At 61.6% G+C, this 16,532-nt stretch carries 13 protein-coding genes; 7 read left to right on the forward strand and 6 right to left on the reverse strand.

Annotated elements, in window-relative coordinates; genetic code table 11:
* Genes brxC through SI859A1_RS05080 form a run of 3 tightly spaced genes read right to left on the reverse strand, consistent with a single transcriptional unit; the run spans position 1 to position 4,834 of the window.
* A complete protein-coding gene (gene brxC / locus SI859A1_RS05070) occupies positions 1-3,612 on the reverse strand; it encodes a BREX system P-loop protein BrxC (protein WP_040325304.1) in 3,612 nt (1,203 codons plus the stop codon).
* A gap of 5 nt (positions 3,613-3,617) precedes the next feature.
* Positions 3,618-4,208 (reverse strand): DUF1788 domain-containing protein, encoded by a 591-nt coding sequence (locus tag SI859A1_RS05075; protein ID WP_009208773.1) that lies wholly within the window; start codon positions 4,206-4,208, stop codon positions 3,618-3,620.
* The gene (locus SI859A1_RS05080; RefSeq protein ID WP_009208774.1) at positions 4,205-4,834 is read right to left on the reverse strand and encodes a DUF1819 family protein; all 630 of its coding nucleotides are present in this window, start codon (positions 4,832-4,834) and stop codon (positions 4,205-4,207) included. Before SI859A1_RS05080 ends, SI859A1_RS05075 begins: the two co-directional genes overlap by 4 nt.
* A gap of 618 nt (positions 4,835-5,452) precedes the next feature.
* Between SI859A1_RS05080 and SI859A1_RS05090 the strand changes: the two genes are divergently transcribed.
* The 7 genes from SI859A1_RS05090 (at position 5,453) to SI859A1_RS05115 (ending at position 14,597) form a co-directional block, all read left to right on the forward strand.
* Entirely contained in the window at positions 5,453-6,100 is a 648-nt protein-coding gene (locus SI859A1_RS05090; RefSeq protein ID WP_040325308.1) for a hypothetical protein, read from the forward strand.
* Entirely contained in the window at positions 6,097-8,079 is a 1,983-nt protein-coding gene (locus SI859A1_RS20170; protein ID WP_009208777.1) for an AAA family ATPase, read from the forward strand. Before SI859A1_RS05090 ends, SI859A1_RS20170 begins: the two co-directional genes overlap by 4 nt.
* A 450-nt stretch (positions 8,080-8,529) precedes the next feature.
* Positions 8,530-8,682 carry a hypothetical protein gene (locus SI859A1_RS21590; protein ID WP_154653358.1) on the forward strand — a complete coding sequence of 51 codons (153 nt, stop codon included), beginning with the start codon at positions 8,530-8,532 and terminating at the stop codon, positions 8,680-8,682.
* A gap of 23 nt (positions 8,683-8,705) precedes the next feature.
* Positions 8,706-9,329 carry a hypothetical protein gene (locus tag SI859A1_RS05100; protein ID WP_148233739.1) on the forward strand — a complete coding sequence of 208 codons (624 nt, stop codon included), beginning with the start codon at positions 8,706-8,708 and terminating at the stop codon, positions 9,327-9,329.
* Positions 9,326-11,593, forward strand: a complete 2,268-nt coding sequence (locus SI859A1_RS20175) for a TnsB C-terminal domain-containing protein (protein ID WP_009208779.1) — start codon at positions 9,326-9,328, stop codon at positions 11,591-11,593. The genes SI859A1_RS05100 and SI859A1_RS20175 overlap by 4 nt, the downstream gene beginning before the upstream one ends.
* The gene (locus SI859A1_RS05110) at positions 11,593-12,708 is read left to right on the forward strand and encodes an ATP-binding protein (protein ID WP_009208780.1); all 1,116 of its coding nucleotides are present in this window, start codon (positions 11,593-11,595) and stop codon (positions 12,706-12,708) included. The genes SI859A1_RS20175 and SI859A1_RS05110 overlap by 1 nt, the downstream gene beginning before the upstream one ends.
* Positions 12,705-14,597, forward strand: coding sequence for a TniQ family protein (locus tag SI859A1_RS05115; RefSeq protein ID WP_009208781.1), 1,893 nt, complete (start codon positions 12,705-12,707; stop codon positions 14,595-14,597). Before SI859A1_RS05110 ends, SI859A1_RS05115 begins: the two co-directional genes overlap by 4 nt.
* 78 nt (positions 14,598-14,675) lie before the next feature.
* On the opposite strand, the gene SI859A1_RS21320 is transcribed toward SI859A1_RS05115, so the two are convergent.
* From SI859A1_RS21320 to SI859A1_RS05125, 3 genes are all read right to left on the reverse strand, one after another.
* Positions 14,676-15,029: a hypothetical protein gene (locus SI859A1_RS21320; RefSeq protein WP_009208782.1), complete on the reverse strand. Its 354-nt coding sequence runs from the start codon at positions 15,027-15,029 to the stop codon at positions 14,676-14,678.
* A 320-nt stretch (positions 15,030-15,349) separates the two neighbouring features.
* Positions 15,350-16,006 (reverse strand): hypothetical protein, encoded by a 657-nt coding sequence (locus SI859A1_RS05120; protein WP_050767438.1) that lies wholly within the window; start codon positions 16,004-16,006, stop codon positions 15,350-15,352.
* Between the two features lie 200 nt (positions 16,007-16,206).
* Complete coding sequence (locus SI859A1_RS05125; protein WP_040325314.1) at positions 16,207-16,524, reverse strand: hypothetical protein; 318 nt, start codon at positions 16,522-16,524, stop codon at positions 16,207-16,209.
* Positions 16,525-16,532: the final 8 nt, after the last annotated feature.

Consider the following 16,532-nt stretch of genomic DNA (forward strand, 5'->3'; position numbering starts at 1 on the left):
TCAGCGGATTTCGATGCGTTCGTTCTTGGAGACGGCTTCGGAGAGTCGCGATCTCAGGCGGTCAATGAAGTCGTCGACCTGCGCCTGGCTTTCGAGGTAGCCATCTGCGGAGACGAGGCTTGCCGGCTGAATGACCCGTTTCGGCTTGAATACCACCACCGGAGGTTCCGGTAATTTTCCGTACGGCACGCCGCCCTCAGGACCCCCTCCAACCGTTTCGGGCTGCCTGACGGGCTCCGCCACCTTCATTACCGAGTTGCCGATCATCTCGAAGGCATCATCATAAGCTTCCCGCGCTTCGGTCTGCGCCATGAAGATCGCAGAGATGCTCGGGCTGGTCTCAATCCGCTTGCGGATGGTCTGGATCGGATGGAGGGAACGGTTGCGCAGATCCGACCCAGACGAAACATCGTCCAGCTCCGCCTTGATCTTCGCGATCAGAGGATCGACGATCCCGTAGGCATGATTCCGGCGCTTCTCGAGCAAGATCCGGTTCGCCTCGGTCACTGTTGCGATCAGCGCCGATGCATCCTGTATCCGGGAGTAGGGAGCTTCGAGCGCCAGGATGTCCTTGATCGACGTCAGAGCCTTGGCGGCCGCCTCGTCCTTTTCGATCTCCTTTTCGTTGACGGCGAAGTCCATGACGGCCTTTCGCATAAGGTCCCAAGCGGGCCGCTGCGACGAATGGAAGTCGGACAGGTCCTCGTAGTCTTCGAAGAGGCCGGTGAGGTCAGCCTTCGCGGTGACGAAGGCCTCGATTAGCTCGTAGCTGCCACGCTTCTGCATGATCGGAGCAATGATGCCCTCGATCTCCGCGATCGCCGATTTACCTGGAAACTCGCCGTCGTCGGCGAGCGCGCCCCAGGACTTCAGGTTGTCCTGCCAGTTCGTCAGGTTCAGCCGGATGTCCTCGGCGATCGCGTCCTCGCCGACGCCCGGCATCCGGCCGAAGATGTCCTTCGCCAGCTGGCGAGCGCTATGAAGCGTTGTCTCGTCGAGCATCTTGCGTCGCTGGATGACGATCTTGCGCCATTTGTTCTGTCCCTCGATCTCGGACGCAAGCTGGCTGCGGTCGAGGCGCTCGCTGTTCATCAGCAGGTCCGCGGAACCTCGCCGGAATAGCTTGACAACAAGGAGCGCGGTTTCCCGCAGACCCCAGCCGTAAGGCCGCTTGTTGAAGTGCTCGGCTATGTCGAAAAGGATGGGCTGCTTGCTCTGCTTTTCGATCAGGCCGACATGGTCGAGAACTTCGTCAAGAGCCGCTTTGTTCGGATCCTCGTCCTTCAGGTCGAGTGTGTCGTCGGAGGTCGCGAGGATGACCTTCGCGTCCCGGATCGGGTCCTCGGAGAGGTGAACGAGAAGCCCGATCTTTTTGAAGGTGTTGGCTATGTAATAGTCGAGCGCCTCGACGACGATGGCGTCCGCGGTCGTCGCCTTCGGATCGAGCCGCCGGCCGTTGACGTAGATGCGAGCGTCGCGGATCAGCGCCTCGATCGTCTGGTGGAGACGCTTCCGCCTCTCGGTGTTCTCGTGCTGGCGCGCCCGGACGATCCGCTTGACGGATTCCGACTGCGTGCCGTCCATCTTCTGCGTCGCGTATTTCTCGACCTTGAGATAGTCGTAGACGTCGCGAGCGAGGTCCTTCTCATTGCCGAGGACGACGAGCACCTCGTCATGACTGCGCATGGTGACCGTCGCATCGGCGAAGTCCTCATAGTTGTCAGCGAGAGGGGTGACGATCTTGAGAGGAATCGCCTTGTCTTTCAGCGCCGAACGCGGTGCATCGTCGACAAAGCGCATGACATCGAGATTACTCTTGATCGGCTTATAGGTGAAAAGCCCCCGGTCGACGCTCTGCAGCGTGTCATCGAAGATAAGATTGCCGAGCAAGCTGGTCTCCTCGCCCGGATTCAGCCTGATCGCCTTGATCTCCTTGCCAATGTCGCGCTCTTCGTCGGTCAGAAAGAAGAAGTTCTCACCGTTCCGGCTGATCAGTGTCTCGCTTTCGAGGCGGCGGAGGCTGGCCTCGATTGCCTTACGAAGCGCGACGCGGTCCGCGTCGATCCTGTCGAGGAACAAGGTGACGAGATTGTCGACGTTGCCGCTGATCTCGTCGACGTAGCGAATGAGAAACAGCGTTTTGAGAACCTCGGAGTCGAAGGGCTCGAGCGACGGGTTCGTCCGAACGCCGTTGATGGCGCGCCGGACGATGTCCTCCAGGAAGCTCTCGATTGCCGGGTAGAAGAAGTGAAGCGGGATAAGAGCACCGACAGGCTTGGAAGCACTGTAAACGGCAGCCGTCTGGAAGGCATCCAGCATCGAACGCTCCCCCTTGGCGAGGTGCGCTCCGGTCATGCCGTGGGTGCGGCTCGCATCGAAGATCTTCTGGACGAGCTGGAACTGGTAGGGAATGAACGGATAATGGCGGACGAAATCGTCCTCTCCGTCGAAGGAACGAAGGGTCATCCGGTTGTCGCGGAAGGTGACCTGGTGGCGAAGGATCTCGCCATTCATCCCGAAGTTGGTTTTCAATTCATCCTTCGCCGGCTCGGTCTTGCCGAGAAGGCGCCGTTGGATCACTTCGTCCGCGTGAGATCCCGACAGCGAGAGGCGAGCCTTGAACCGACCCTGAATCTTGGAGAAGTCTTCCTCGACGGTGCTCCGCATCTCGCCCAAGATCGCTTCGATGTTGGCTTGCGACGTGACAACGACCCATGCACCGCCCTTGCAGACCGTTCCAAGATTCTCGGTGATGGTCTGCAGATTCAGCATCATTTTGCCGTTTCTGCCAATGAAGCCGCCGATTTCGTCGGCTAGGAAAACGATACGGTGATCTGGGCCTTGGCGGTCCAGATACTCCGCGACCCAGTGCGCGAAGTTCTCCGGAGTTGGCTGGAAATCCTTTTCGTACTTGTCGAGCCATTCGCCAGCTTCGGTACGGGGTTTCCCCAAAACCTCGGCGATTGCTCCAATCAGTGCATCCTCATGGAATCGGACGGCGCTACGCTCCTCGATCCAGGGAGATCCAGTCTCTTTTTCAAAGGCGGCCTTGAACGCCTCGTACTTCCCCTTTCGCTCCAGGAAGCGTTCCATGTCTGCGATGTAGGGAAAATCAGCGCAGTAGCCGAGCTTCTCGTTGAACACCCGAATGAAGACCTGGAGGATCGCACGCTCGTCGTTCGACGACGCCTTGCTGTCGACGTTGAAGAGCACGACATCCGTTGGAATGCGGGTCGCCTTCTCGATGTCGGCCGCGAACATCGGGTCGACGATCTTCGTCCTGAAGAAATCGAGCGCGGTCTTTGAAACCCCATCCTGCTCCACCGATCGGTTCTCGAGGAGGTAGGAAATGATCTTGATGAAATGCGACTTTCCCGACCCGAAGAAGCCGGACACCCATACACCGTTCCGGCACGCTGCGTCGCCGCTCCGGCTCAGGGTTTCCGGGGCGAGGTAGGCGGACAGGAACTCACGCATATAGCGATCCAGCTCCTGCGTGATGACGTATTCATCAAGCTCCTGCCAAACGCTCTTGGCGTCATCCTGATCGGCTTTGATGACGCCGTTGATCTGACGGTCGATCGGACGGACGAAAAGGTCGGCGATGTTCATGGATGTCATTCTGATCCTTCGGAGTCACTCACCAGCCGGAAGGCGCGGTAGTAGGCGCTGTGCGGCGTCGCATCGAAGAGACGGAGGTACTGGCCGTCGTAGCGACCAGGATAGAAGAAGACGATCGGCACGTGACCGGTCCGCGAATGAAGCGTGTTCATGAGGCTGTGCGTCCGCACCAGCGGATAGGAGGCGCCGACGCCAGTCACGAGGACGAAGCTGCAAGATTCGATCGAAATCGATTTGATGAACGCATCGGCGATACGCTCAGGGTCCATCTCGGCGGCGAGTGCCTTCGAGACTGCCGCATTACCCTTGTTCTTCTGCATCTCGATCGCCCGGTCGAGAAGACGCCGTCCCTCAAGCATCGTCTTGACGAGATCAAGGAGGTCGACGTGACAGGCCTTGACCGTGGACGCGTCGCTATTCAGTCGCCGCAGTAAATGATTGACGTGCTCACGGACTCGCAGTTCGTCTGCGGGCGGGTAGTCGAATATCCAGTAGGGGATGTCGCCACCAAGTTGACGCCCTGTCAGAAATTCCTTGGACGTGATTTTGGCCTGAATTGCCCCAAGGCGCTGCTCAAGATTGTTCATGCCGACACCCGAATCCGCTCTAGGGCGCGGTCGTGATGCCAGGCCTTCAGGTTCTTGATGATGGACGGATCAATGCCAACGGGCCGGAGAAGATTACGCCGGCCGCCTGTCAGGAAGCCAACTTCGTGAAGGATGCGGAAGGCGGTGTCGCCAAGCTTGTCAATCGTGGAGATTTCCCAACGCGGCATCCGCGGATCGACGTCGTGGCATCGCTCGACATAGTCGATCCAGATCCGACGAGGGAGATCGGAATGGAGGACGCGGAAGCGGGCGCGGACCACGGGAAGGAAATCAGCCAGAAGCGGGCTGTGCTCGATCGCGGCCGCAAACAGAGCCTGGGTCGCAACAGTTGACGGACCCTCGACGATGAGCTGCCAAAGCTCTGAGTTCGTCGACTGCAGACGACTGCGGATGAGATTAGCCTGCCGGATCGCGGTCGACGGGGATCGCTTCTGCAGGATGTTCTCCTGCTCGATCTTCCGACGCCATTCTTCCTTGCCGACACCATCGATCAGCAGGCGAGCGACACGCCGGCTTTCTGGCAGCATCAGAGCGCCGCCTGCGATGTCAGCTTTATAGAGAGGCGCTTCCACAGAATCGTCGATCCATATCGGTCGGTTATGCATTCGTACTTCCTGGAACGTCCTGGCTTTTCGGCATCTGCAAATGTTCCCGAACCAATTCCTCGACGATCTCGTAGACGTGACACCGTCGATCGAGAGCGGCCTTTTTGAGAGCCAGTTTCAGATCTGGGTCGAGGTAGAGAAGTATGCTCTCCCGCCCGTCCACTCGACCTTTTGCTCCACCCCGATTTTCCGCCATCGCCACGTTTCCGCTAATCTGGATATCTAGCGATCTTGCAATCATGCATGATTCGCCGCCTGACACCACCGACAAAGACCCCTGTTTACGCGTCACACCAATCTATTCCAAGGTATGCTTAACAATCGCTGCGAGTTGCGCTTCTTAGGACACAACCCCTGGAATCGCTGATGCTGCGAAACATCGGATGCTCATAAGGAAGCGTTTACCTTGCCGTCTCATTCCGTTCGGTAGTGCGCGATCACGATAGATGAGGGACTTGCGAACTCCAATCCGTTCTGCATATGTCCCGCCATGACGAACGCGACGCTCATTCTGCTGTCGGCCGCGAAACCCGTGGCCATCACCCGCCGGGGTTAGACGACATCGTCCTCCGGCGCTGACAGCGTTTGCCGCCATGGCGCGGCACCGGAGCGACCTCCATGATTTCCGACTTGCCTATCCGCCTTCCGAGAGAGGGCGGCCTCGCCGCGCATTCCGATCCCGTCGATCTTGGCCGGATCCGCCGCAAGGCATTCACACGCCGTTATCTGCCGACGGGCACCGTCCGCTGCGTCGGCCTTCCGCTGTTCCGATCGTCGCTGGCCCGCGACCTTGGGCTGCTCCTCGATCTCGATGATGAGGTCGAAGCCTGGCAGTGCCTGCCGCGTGCCTTCGACTTTGTCGATGGCGACGGCGTGATCCTCCAGCATGTGCCGGATTTCCTCGTTCACTATGCATGCGGATCGGAGGTTCTCCTCGATGCCAGTCTGGATGGGTTGGCGCCGATCGACGCGTCCATCGCGTGGAGTGCCATCTGCGAGAGCGATATCCGGGCGGAGCCCGCCATCTCCAATGCCCGTGAGATGCTCCGGTATGCCCGGAGAATGGTGCCCTTGGGCGATCGCATCCAGCTGGTCGCCCACCTCGAGGACGCGGGATCGGCGACCCTCGTCGAGGCCGCCGCCGGCATGCGCGAATCCGCCGAGCCGATCGGCGCCGTGATCGCCATGGTGCTGCAGCGGGTCATCCGGATCGACTGGCGCGAACAGCGTCTCGGCCCTGACAGCCGCGTGGAGCCGGTCCGATGAGTGCGGGGCGCGGCAAGTTCCGCGGCCTGAAGGAACGGACTTTCGACGGAACGTCAGGCGACGAACTTACGGCAAAGGAGGCGAAGGAAGCCCAGGCTGAGGTCGATCGGGAGATCGACGACCGCCTCGCCAAGCTGTCGCCGGCGACGCGCCTGCTCTTCGATCGCATTCGCCCTGCGATCACCGATGCCCTGGTTCGCCGCGTCGAGGGGCGAAAGCCGGCTTTCGTCATCGTGCGCATTGCATCGCCAGAATGGCGCCATTGCACCTTCGAGGCCGTCGCGATGGCGCTGGAGGACGCAGTCCGGACCGAGTTCATGCTCTACGGCGTCCGGTACCAGCATGTTCCCGGTGACGACTTCGGGGATCGCGCCTGGCAACGCAAGAAGCCGGCGGACAAGACGCAGCACGTGCTCTCGATCCTGTCGACCGGCATCACCATCGTCGCGCTGTCCATCGGCGAGGAGCTGGACGGCGCGGTCTCGGCGATCGCCGATCTGGAAATCGACCTGTCGCGGATCGAGGCGAGCGAACTGGAGGCAGCGGTTCGGCGCGCCTTTCCCGAATCCACGTGCCCGTGGCCGGAGAACATTGCGGTCTCCAAGATCGAGCCGCGGTGGATCGACCTTGCGGTGGGACGGTCGGCATCGACCGAAGAAGCATTCCGGATGATCGCCGCGATCCTCGGTCGTCAGGAGCCGGCGTCAGGCGGGGTTACGGCGCCCAGGCTCGAGGATCTGCATGGCTATGGCGAGGCCGGCCAGTGGGGGCGCCGCCTCGTCGCGGCGCTGAAGGATCATCAGGCCGGTCGGATTCCCTGGACCGACGTCGACGCCGGCGCGCTGCTCGTCGGCCCGCCGGGCACCGGCAAGACGCTGTTCGCGAGTGCATTGGCCCGGTCGGCGGATGTCGCCTTCTTCCCGACCTCGTATTCGGCCTGGCAGGGAACCGGCGAGGGGCATCTGGGCGACGTCGTCCGGGCGATCCGGAAGTCCTTCTCGGAAGCGGCGGCCAATACGCCGTGCATCATCTTCGTCGACGAGGTCGACTCGGTGCCGGCCCGGTCGTCGGGCCATCACCGTGACGACTGGTGGCGGACCATCGTGAACTGCCTCCTGGAATGCCTGGATGGCACGGGTCGGCGCGAAGGCGTCGTCGTCCTGGCGGCATGCAACGACGACACGGGGCTCGATCCGGCGCTGGTCAGGTCCGGCCGTCTCGACCGTCGGTTCCATATCGGGCTGCCGCGTGAGGATGATCTTCTGAAGATTCTTCGACACCATCTGCCGATGATCCCTGAGAACGAGATCCAGCCTGCGGCCGTCACGCTTGCGGGATCGACGTCCGGCGCCGACGCAGCCCGCATTGCGAGGGATGTCCGGCAGCGGGCGCGGGGCCAGGGGCGCTGCCCGACCGGATCCGATCTCCTGACCGTCGCGCTTCCTGCGGACAATCGCCCCGAGGCACTCCGCCGCCGGATCGCCGTCCATGAGGCCGGGCACGCCGTGGCGATCTTCTGCCAGGGCCAGATCCCGAGCAGCCTGTCGATCGTCGCCTCCGGCGGCGGCGCGGTGATCCTCGAGCGACAGGAGACCGAACTGGTTCTGGGCGACCTGAACGATCAGCTGGCGATCAACCTTGCTGGCCGGGCGGCAGAGGAGGTCATCCTTGGCTCTGTGTCGGCGGGCGCCGGCGGCACGGCGGATTCCGATCTCGGTCAGTCTACGAAGCTCGTCATGATGATCGAGGGGCGCCTTGGCCTGGGCAGCCGCATCGGCGTCGTCGACCGCGTCGAGGAAATGGCGATCGAACGGCGGCTCCGTCTGGCCTATGCAGACGCGCTGCTGGCGGCGATGCGCAACCGGCGCGCCATCGAGGCGCTGGCCGAACTCGCCCTGGAGCGGCGGGTGCTCGGCAGGACGGCGCTTTCCGAGTTCTGGTCCGCAATTGGACCGATTTCCTTAAGCAATCCTCATTGAGTTTGTGGAATCCTAATTTCCCCCTGCCGCCATGGCCGGGGAGGGCGCTCCGATCTGCGGAGCCCCCGCATCGGAGCAGAGACCTTATGATCGCCAATCGTCCCAAAGGCATAGCCATACCGATACCACGGCCTGTCCGTGTGCCGGCGGCGTTTGCCCGGGCGATCCTCGCTCCGGTCATCTGACGCAACCAGCGCACTTCGGACATCGTCGTCGCAGTCGCACCCGGATGCTGACCAGCATCTGGCCCCGCAATCTATTGTCCTGGAGTCCCAGCACATGACCAAAGTGAAAGCCTGCCCGCGAAAACGGGACTGAATGGCTTAGCGCGCCATCCGGCGCGTCTCGACCTGACAGCCCTGTAGGTTTTCCAAGCCTTCGGCACGCGCCATGCGCGTCCGGGGAACGGGAGAACCTTGTCTTTACCGAGATATTTCAGGGGTCTTTCAGATGTTCAACTCTATCAAGTTCGCCGAACGGGAGAAGTCGTTCGGTACTGCTTCGCTGCTGCAGAAGGCAGCAAGCATCGACGCCGGTAAGAAGGCTGTCGCGACCGAAGGACGGAGGGGATCTAAACCGGGGCATCTCGCCGCCGGAATCTAGAAGTTGTCCGCAGCATGGGCCGCATGACTGCGATTTCGTCGGACCGTGCCGTGACGGGAACGGTCCACGTGATGGGAGGTGTCGTGACGCATATCGAGAGCGCCATGGAGATGTACGGTTTGGCGACGGCGCTGGCCCGGGCGGATGCCCGGCGTGTCGCTGTCCAGTTGGGTCCGTATTTCTACGTTCGGGAAGCCAAGCGTCGGCGGCATTTTTTCGATGCCGGCGTCTGGCTTGCCGACGGGACGCTGCATCTCTTCGCGGTGAAGCCGAAGCGGTCGTCCCGCTACGCCGAGCTTGTGGAGATCCTGAAGCGCCTCGCCCAGGACGATCCCAGGCTGGCGGATGCGTATCTCCACGTCGTCACCGAGGATCACATCGCTCCCTGGCAGGTCCAGCGGGCGGGGATCATCAATCTGGCCCTCGACTGGCCCGATGACGAAGCCGACGAGATCGCAATGGACTGCATCGCGAACGCCGACGGTCCGATCCAGATCGCCGACGTCGATCTCGACACGGGGCTTGGTCATCGCTGCCTTTCGGCAGTGGCCCGGCTCATCGCCCACGGCGTGGTGGCGATCCCCCATGGGGTTCGGCTCGACACCGACGCCTTCGTCCATGCCGTCGATAGGGAGCCGGTCCATTGACCGTCCAGCAGAAGGTGACCGGGTCGTTCCGGGAAGTGCAGCGGTACCGGCTTGGCGTCGACGATCGCATCATGATCGACGGCGTCCAGCACAAGTGGGTCGAGACGAACGAGATGGCGTACATCCTGAAGGATGTCGCCAACGGCGCAACCAGGGAGGTCTCGCTCGAGGAATTCGAGCGAGACCTCCACCTCGAAAAGATCGAGGTGGATCGCGGCTACTTCTCGCTCGAATCCATCAGGCGCCGGGCTCGGGGCGCCACCAGGTTGACGGATCTGGACCCGCAGTCCGTTGCGATCGTGATGCATCGCCTGCGCTGGGTCGAGACCTTCAACGATCTTTACAAGCAGGGACTGGTGAAGAAGTCGCCCCCGCGGCTGGCCGAAGCCGTGGCTCTGATCGCCAAGCTGTTCGTGGACGACGATCGACCGGAGCTGGAGCCCGGCCAGCGGGCGAAGCGGGGAGGTGGCCCGAGGTCGGGGTTCGCCGATCCGTCGCCGTCGCAGCTCGGTCGCTGGGTTTTCAATTATGCAAAGCAGAGAGATCCGATGGTACTGAATCCGAACTACGACAGAAGCGGCAATCGCAGGATGCGCCTGGAGCCTGTCGTCCAGCGCCTCGTTGACCGGATGGCGGCCCGCTATTGTCGCCCGACCCAGCCGAGCGTCCCGCATCTTTACCAGAGGCTTGTGGGCATTCTGACCCGCTCGAACGAGCGGCGGGGCACGCACTACACCATTCCGTCGAAGCGGACGCTGGAGCGGGCGATCGCCGATCTCGACGAGCATGACAAGATGGCCGGCCGCCGCGGCATAGCCTGGGCACGTCGGAACTATTCCCCTGCCTTCGAGGGCCCGATGGCGACCCGCCCGCTGGAGCGGGTGGAGATGGACGAATGGAAGGTCGATCTGATGACCCTCTGCGTCGATGCGGGACTCTGGGCCCGGATGAATGACGAGCAGCGGGCGACGGTGGCCAAGGCGCGCTGCTGGATGACTGCGGCGATCGACTGCGCCACCCGGTGCATCCTCTCCATCTATCTGACGACGGAATCTCCCTCGGCGCGCAGCGCCCTGGAGGGTCTGCGCTGGATCGTCACGGACAAGGACAGTCTCCGCAAGGCTGCTGGCGCAAAGACCATCTGGGCGGCCCATGGCAAGCCGGAGAACCTGTTCACCGACAAGGGCGCTGGCTTCAAGTCGCACGAATTCCAGGCCGCAGCCCATTCGCTGGGGATCGGTACGTTGAAGCCGAATGCCGGGAAGGCGCAGTTCCGCGGCAAGATCGAACGGCTGTTCCGGTCGCTCGACATGGGGCTGGTGTCCCGGTTCGAAGGGCGGACGTTCTCGAACTCCAAGGAGAAGGGTGACTACGAAGCGGAGAAGACCGCTTCGATCACCTGCGAGGAGCTGAACCGGGCGCTGATCCGCTATGTCTGCGACATCTATCACGTATCGGCGCATGCCGGTCTTGGTGGGCGCTCGCCCGCCACGGAGTGGAACCGCCTCACGAGGGTCCACGGCGCCGAGATCTGCCCACCGAAGCATCAGATGCGCGAGATCTTTGGTGTTCAGTTTGAGCGGGTCGTCGGCAAGAAGGGCGTCCGGCTTTTCGGAACGTTCTACCAGTGCCAGGATCTCACCGAGATCTGGCTGCGCAAGCGCGGCACCGAAGTACGGGTGCGGGTCGACGATCGCGACGTGACCGAGATCTCGGTGGAGGTCGCGCCGGGCATCTGGCGGACGGCGACGGCCGTCGAGACGAGCGTCGGCGCCGTGTCGATCGAGCGGCTGGCGACGAGCTTCGCTGACCTTGTGGCTGCCGGTCTTCCGGCATTCGATGTCGACGATCCGATCGAAATCCGGAACCGGATCCAGGAAGCGCTGGACGACATCAACAGTCTCGTCCGGCACTCGGCGGCCCGTGCCGGCCTTGTCGACGAGAAGACGCTCGAGGCGCAGATCGCCAGCCTGCGTCGGGATGCGACCAGCGCGACGACGGCGTGGCTCGACCGGCGGAATTCGCCTGGCATCGATATCTACAGCGAACAGGTGGCAGGGCCCCGCTCCGCAAAGTCGCAAGGCGGAAAGCCCCGCAGCGCAAAGCCGCCGGTCGAGCCTGATGCCGCCGCCGATGGCAAGGCTGCCGTTCCCGGGAGCGATGTGCCGCCCCTGTCTCCGTCTGTCGACGAGATGCTCGAACGCCGGGACAACCGGACCGACACCGCCGACGATTCCGACAACGAAGAATTCTGGGTCGAGTGATGCCAAGGTGGAATCTGGAAGTATCACCCGACCGGAACGAGGAAGATGACGACGCCGTCGCGGCGGCGCTCGGTCAGGCACTCGAAACGCTGAACGTCCTTCCGCCGGACTACAGCCGACGGCTCAATGCCGCGACCAGCGTCTACCTCGCGCACGAAAAGCGCGACAATCCGTTCCTGACCGAGTTCTCCAAGCGGATCAGTGCGGCGCGTGATCAGGTGATGGGCAAGAGCAGGCAGCCTTTCGAGTACCTGAGCCTGTTGGGCAGCTCGGGCTCGGGGAAGTCGAGAATGATCCGGCATTGCCTGGACCGGTCGGGGCTGGCCGAACCGATCGAGCTAACGGGGAGAACCCTGCGGCCGGTCATCCGGATCAATGGGCCGCGCCCCTTCACCCCCGGTCAGCTCGCCATCTCCATTCTCAAGGAGGTGGCGATGCAGACCGACACCCAGCTAACTGCCAACAACGCATGGCAGATCGTGCGAAACCATCTGCCGCGCTCGAAGACTGCGCTCGTCATCGTTGACGAGGCCCAGCATGCGCTTCGGCACAAGGCACCGGCATCCACGATCGAAGTCCGCGACGCCATCAAGATCCTTGCGGAGGACGCCCACTGGCCGGTCGGCTTCATATTCGTCGGCATCCCGGTGTTCGAACGCTTTCTCATGACGGACAACCAGGCGAAGGGGCGCAACGTCATCGTCCGGATGCCGAACCTGAATCCCAACCGGAAGCAGGACCAGGCGTTTGTGCGGATGCTGCTGACGCAGATGGTGAGAGCAGCCGAGCTGTCCATCGACGACGGCGGCGACGATGAGTTCTGTCGTCGCCTGATCTGCGCCGGTGGCAAGCAGTTCGGTCGCTGCCAGAAGCTGATCCGCATGGCGATCGAGGAGACACTGATGGCGCGGCGACCCACTGTCGGGGTCGAGGATTTCGCGGAATCCCTTCGCAAGCGAACCGGGTGCGATGACGATCACAACTCATTCCTTGCCACTCGGTACGAAATGATACCGCACTGGCTGAACGACCCCGAACTCGAGACCTACGTCGCCGCGAACGACATTCTGGTCAATGACGACCAGGCCGGGGCGCGGGAAAGGGGGCGTAAGTGAGGCCGTGGTCGCTCAGGCCGGCGTTCCACCCGCTGGAGACGCCTGGTGGGTATGCGTCTCGCTTTGCCAGCGCGAACGGGCTGCCCACCATTCATTCCCTTGCCGGGTTCCTCGAGACACGGGCGTCGTTCATTTCCAGCGACCGGGATGGCGCACTCGAGCTTTTGGCCCGCGTGTCGGAGAGCCGTGCGGCGGATCTGAAGAAGAATGCCAGCAGGGCCATCGATCGGGCGAAGGAGGGCGCTTCGACGATCCGCGGCGAGGTTGTGTCGCGGCATCTGGTCCGGCGATCCTGGTGGGCCGGCTGCGCGGCGTGCATCGAGGAGGACCTGAAGAATGGCCCCGACTGGCTGGAGCCGGTGGAACGGGCCTGGGAGAGGGTGACATGGCGGCTCCGGCCGATCACGGCCTGCGATCGTCATGGCCTTCGGCTTGTCGAGGCTCCGTATCCGAAGGGCGTCGCCTATAACGACTTCACCCGCGGGCTCGAGAAGCTTCTGGATCACGTTCTGGGAAGCGAGCGCATTCTGGCGCCGTTCTCGGAACGCCAGCACTATCTTTCCGGTCGACTAACCGGCGCGGAGCATGCGCCCAACGACCTTCTCGATGACCTCGAATGGCATGCGGCGGCCAGGCTGGCGACGCTGGTCGGATATTCGGCGCTCTATCCCGGCCAGGTCCGCAGGAACGGTATTCTCGAGGCCGATATCGACAACACGATCGACGACCACGGCTTCGATATCCTCAAGGGTGGCCGGGCCGGATTCAGGACCTGGGTCGAAGAGATGATCGAAGATGCCCGTGTCAGTCGGGATCGCCGCTTCGGCCTTCAGTCCATCCTGGGGATGCTTGGAGAGAGTCTGGACCGGACCGACGATTCGTTCTGGGAGCCGGTGAAGGACGAGATCTGCGCGGTGGCCTTCGCGAAGCTGCCGATGTCGACCACCGGCCATTTCTTGCAGCGTCACCCGCCGAAGCGGATGGTCCATTCGATCGTCAGCGCCGCCCATGAGTACGACATTTCGGTAAAGAGCATGCGCCACTACCTTCGCCGGGCGAACGTCATTGGCCCGGAGACGGACGGTCTCATGCCCGACAAGGTGACGTTTCCGGCAAAGGCTCTGCCGACACGAGCGCGGCTTCTGACGGAGAGACTACGGCCGGGCAGGGGCGGCAGCCCAGGGAGAACACTGACGGTGACCGAGACCGCGGCAATCCTCGGCATCGGGGCAAATTACCTGACAGGCTGCGATTTCTTGCTGGCGGAGCGCCAGAACGGCCTGTGGCGCCAGTTCGACCGGAAGAAGGTGCTGGCGATGCGGGACGTCATGCTGGCCGGCGCTGTGTCGGTCGATGCCGCCGGTCCGGACGAATGCCGCATCGAAGAGATCGCCCGGCGCTGCCATGTCACGTTCGCGGCCCTCGTCGGATATCACGATGCCGGCAGGATCGCTTGGAAGGGCCGTCTGGTCGGATCGCAGTCCCTGGACGGTCTCCTGTTCCGGAAGGCCGAGATCGACCAGCTTCAGTCCGCCATGGAGGAGGGCGAGATCGCGCTGCGGATTGCGGCCGCACGCGTCGGATACGGCAAGGCGGTTCTCTGTCGGCTGGCCCAGGACGGCCACTTGCCAGCACGGCAGGTCACCAATGGTCGGGGAGGACGGCTCGGCTGGGTCGCTCGCCAGGCCGACGTCGAGGCGTTGATGAGCCGGATCATGCGCTTTAGCGAGGTCGCCGAGGCGCTGTCGATGAAGAAGCATCAGGCGAAGAAGGCTCTGAAGCAGGCCGGCATCGAGCCGATCTTCGAGGATGCCAAGATCCGGACCATCCTGTTCTGGAGGCCTGAGATCGGCGAGTATGTCACCGGGCAATATCAACCGGATCGGTAATAGCAGAGGCCGAATCCGTTCTTATCAAAGAGATTGCTCATGACAAAGGGAAACCCAATTCCCCGATGACAGTACCGCTCACTCACATATTTCAGGATTTGCCCTACGGTGAAGAAGTACCATAACAGCGACGCGGCTCCTCTCAAGCTCACTGAATTTATCTGCAAGCGTAAATCCCTCAGGTACTCCTCGATCTTTCTCTGCATAATACCATTGAGCGCTAAGCTTCTCTGACTTACAGCGTCCCTCTGCCGCCAGTGCGGTATCAAGAAGCCCGAAGCAATCTCCGGAGAACTCTACCGCTGCTTCCTCCATGCAGATGCCGTATATCTGTGGAGCTTTAAGCTCATCTGCGATGGAGGAACCGCTCCACATTACAAAATTTGAAGCCGTGATTCCAAGAGCAATGATTATTTTGTGTTCTCGTCTCACAGTGCGATCCAGTCCAATCCGGGCAATACATGAGCCGATGTTGAACAGCTCTGATCGTCACGATATCAAAAAATATGATTCGCAAGCGACTTGCCGTAAACTGCAGGCTGGACGCATACGCTACGCCTTCGACAGGCTGAAATGCCCTCGCGTGAGCGCAGTCCCAGGGTAGGATTTCTGCTCCGGAAGGTCGAGGTCAACCACATCCAGTTTCCTTAGTAAGGAGACCGCACGGTCAACCTCGGCCAAACGGGTCAACATAAGAAGCCGTTTCTAAGAAACGGCGATGCCGCAACCTTTTAAGACTGCAGCGACGCGTATCAGTCGTAGTAGCCAGACATATCGACTTCGCCCCCCAACTCAATTTCAGGCGCTGAAAACCCGAATCTCCCAGCAACGCAATCTAGATTCACGACAGCCTCAAACTTAATCGATGTCCCTGTAAACGGCTTGTCTGGATCGTTTTCACCATCGAGAGTTCCGTTGATGATAAGCTGAACGCCGTCCTCGGACTTTCGGATCTCAACATCGTTGACGTCGATCCCCTCGAAGTACGCATTCGTGGTGGCCATCTCCCCAGCAAGCCCGTCCAAGATCTGTGAGCCATATTCTGGGATAATGTGACTTTCGACGAGGTCGATTAGGTCGCTCTCGTCCCAGACCTTCCCGGTAAAATGCCCCTCAGAAACGAGGTGTTCGCAGAGACTGCGAACAATCCGTTCTACATGCGGTGCGACAGCCGCCAAGCTTGGAATCTGGCTGATCCTCAATGCGATCATGGCATAGTCGGGAATGATGACATCAGCCTCTGGGAGGTTGACGAGCGCACACTTCTTTTCGGCACGCAGGCCGGCAGCCGTCGAATGGCCGCAAAACGCCGCGACGAACTCATGCGCATGTCCTGCGCTGAGCGGCCCAATTCCAGATGACGTGCAGAAAGCGCGGAGATGATCCACGCAGCTCTTGTGGATGTTCATGGCGATCTCTTTTCGCCGGCGTCGATATGGCAATCACAAGCGTTTCACGATCACCATGCGCCGGCTGAAAGAGAGCCGTAGAATGTGAACATCGGGTATGTGCCGTCTTCAGGGTCGCTTGCAGCCCAGGCGCTCGGCTCCTGTACCCATATCCGCATTTCGGAGCGCGATCGTCAAGGCGCCATCAACATCCGTGACGACTAATCCGGGAAACGGATCGACATGATGACCAGCAACGCCGCCAGCATCACCAACCCCACCAAGCCAGCGAGTGCGCAGATCGCGAAAATGGAGGCGAACTTCTCGGCGACTATTTCGAACACTGACAGACCGTGACCACTTGGCTGCATAACGGTGGATCCGACCATTCCGACCGGCAGCAGAATCCCCGCCATAAAGCAGGCGTAAGGCGTCGACCAGACGACGACCCGTTCGATTAAGCTGATCTCGTCCCCAGCCTCGTCGAGCACTCTGTAGCGGTAAGGCAGGTTCGATATGAAATTTATGATGCCGAGCATTCGTGTCT

This window comes from Aurantimonas manganoxydans SI85-9A1 (assembly GCF_000153465.1).
GTDB lineage: Bacteria > Pseudomonadota > Alphaproteobacteria > Rhizobiales > Rhizobiaceae > Aurantimonas > Aurantimonas manganoxydans.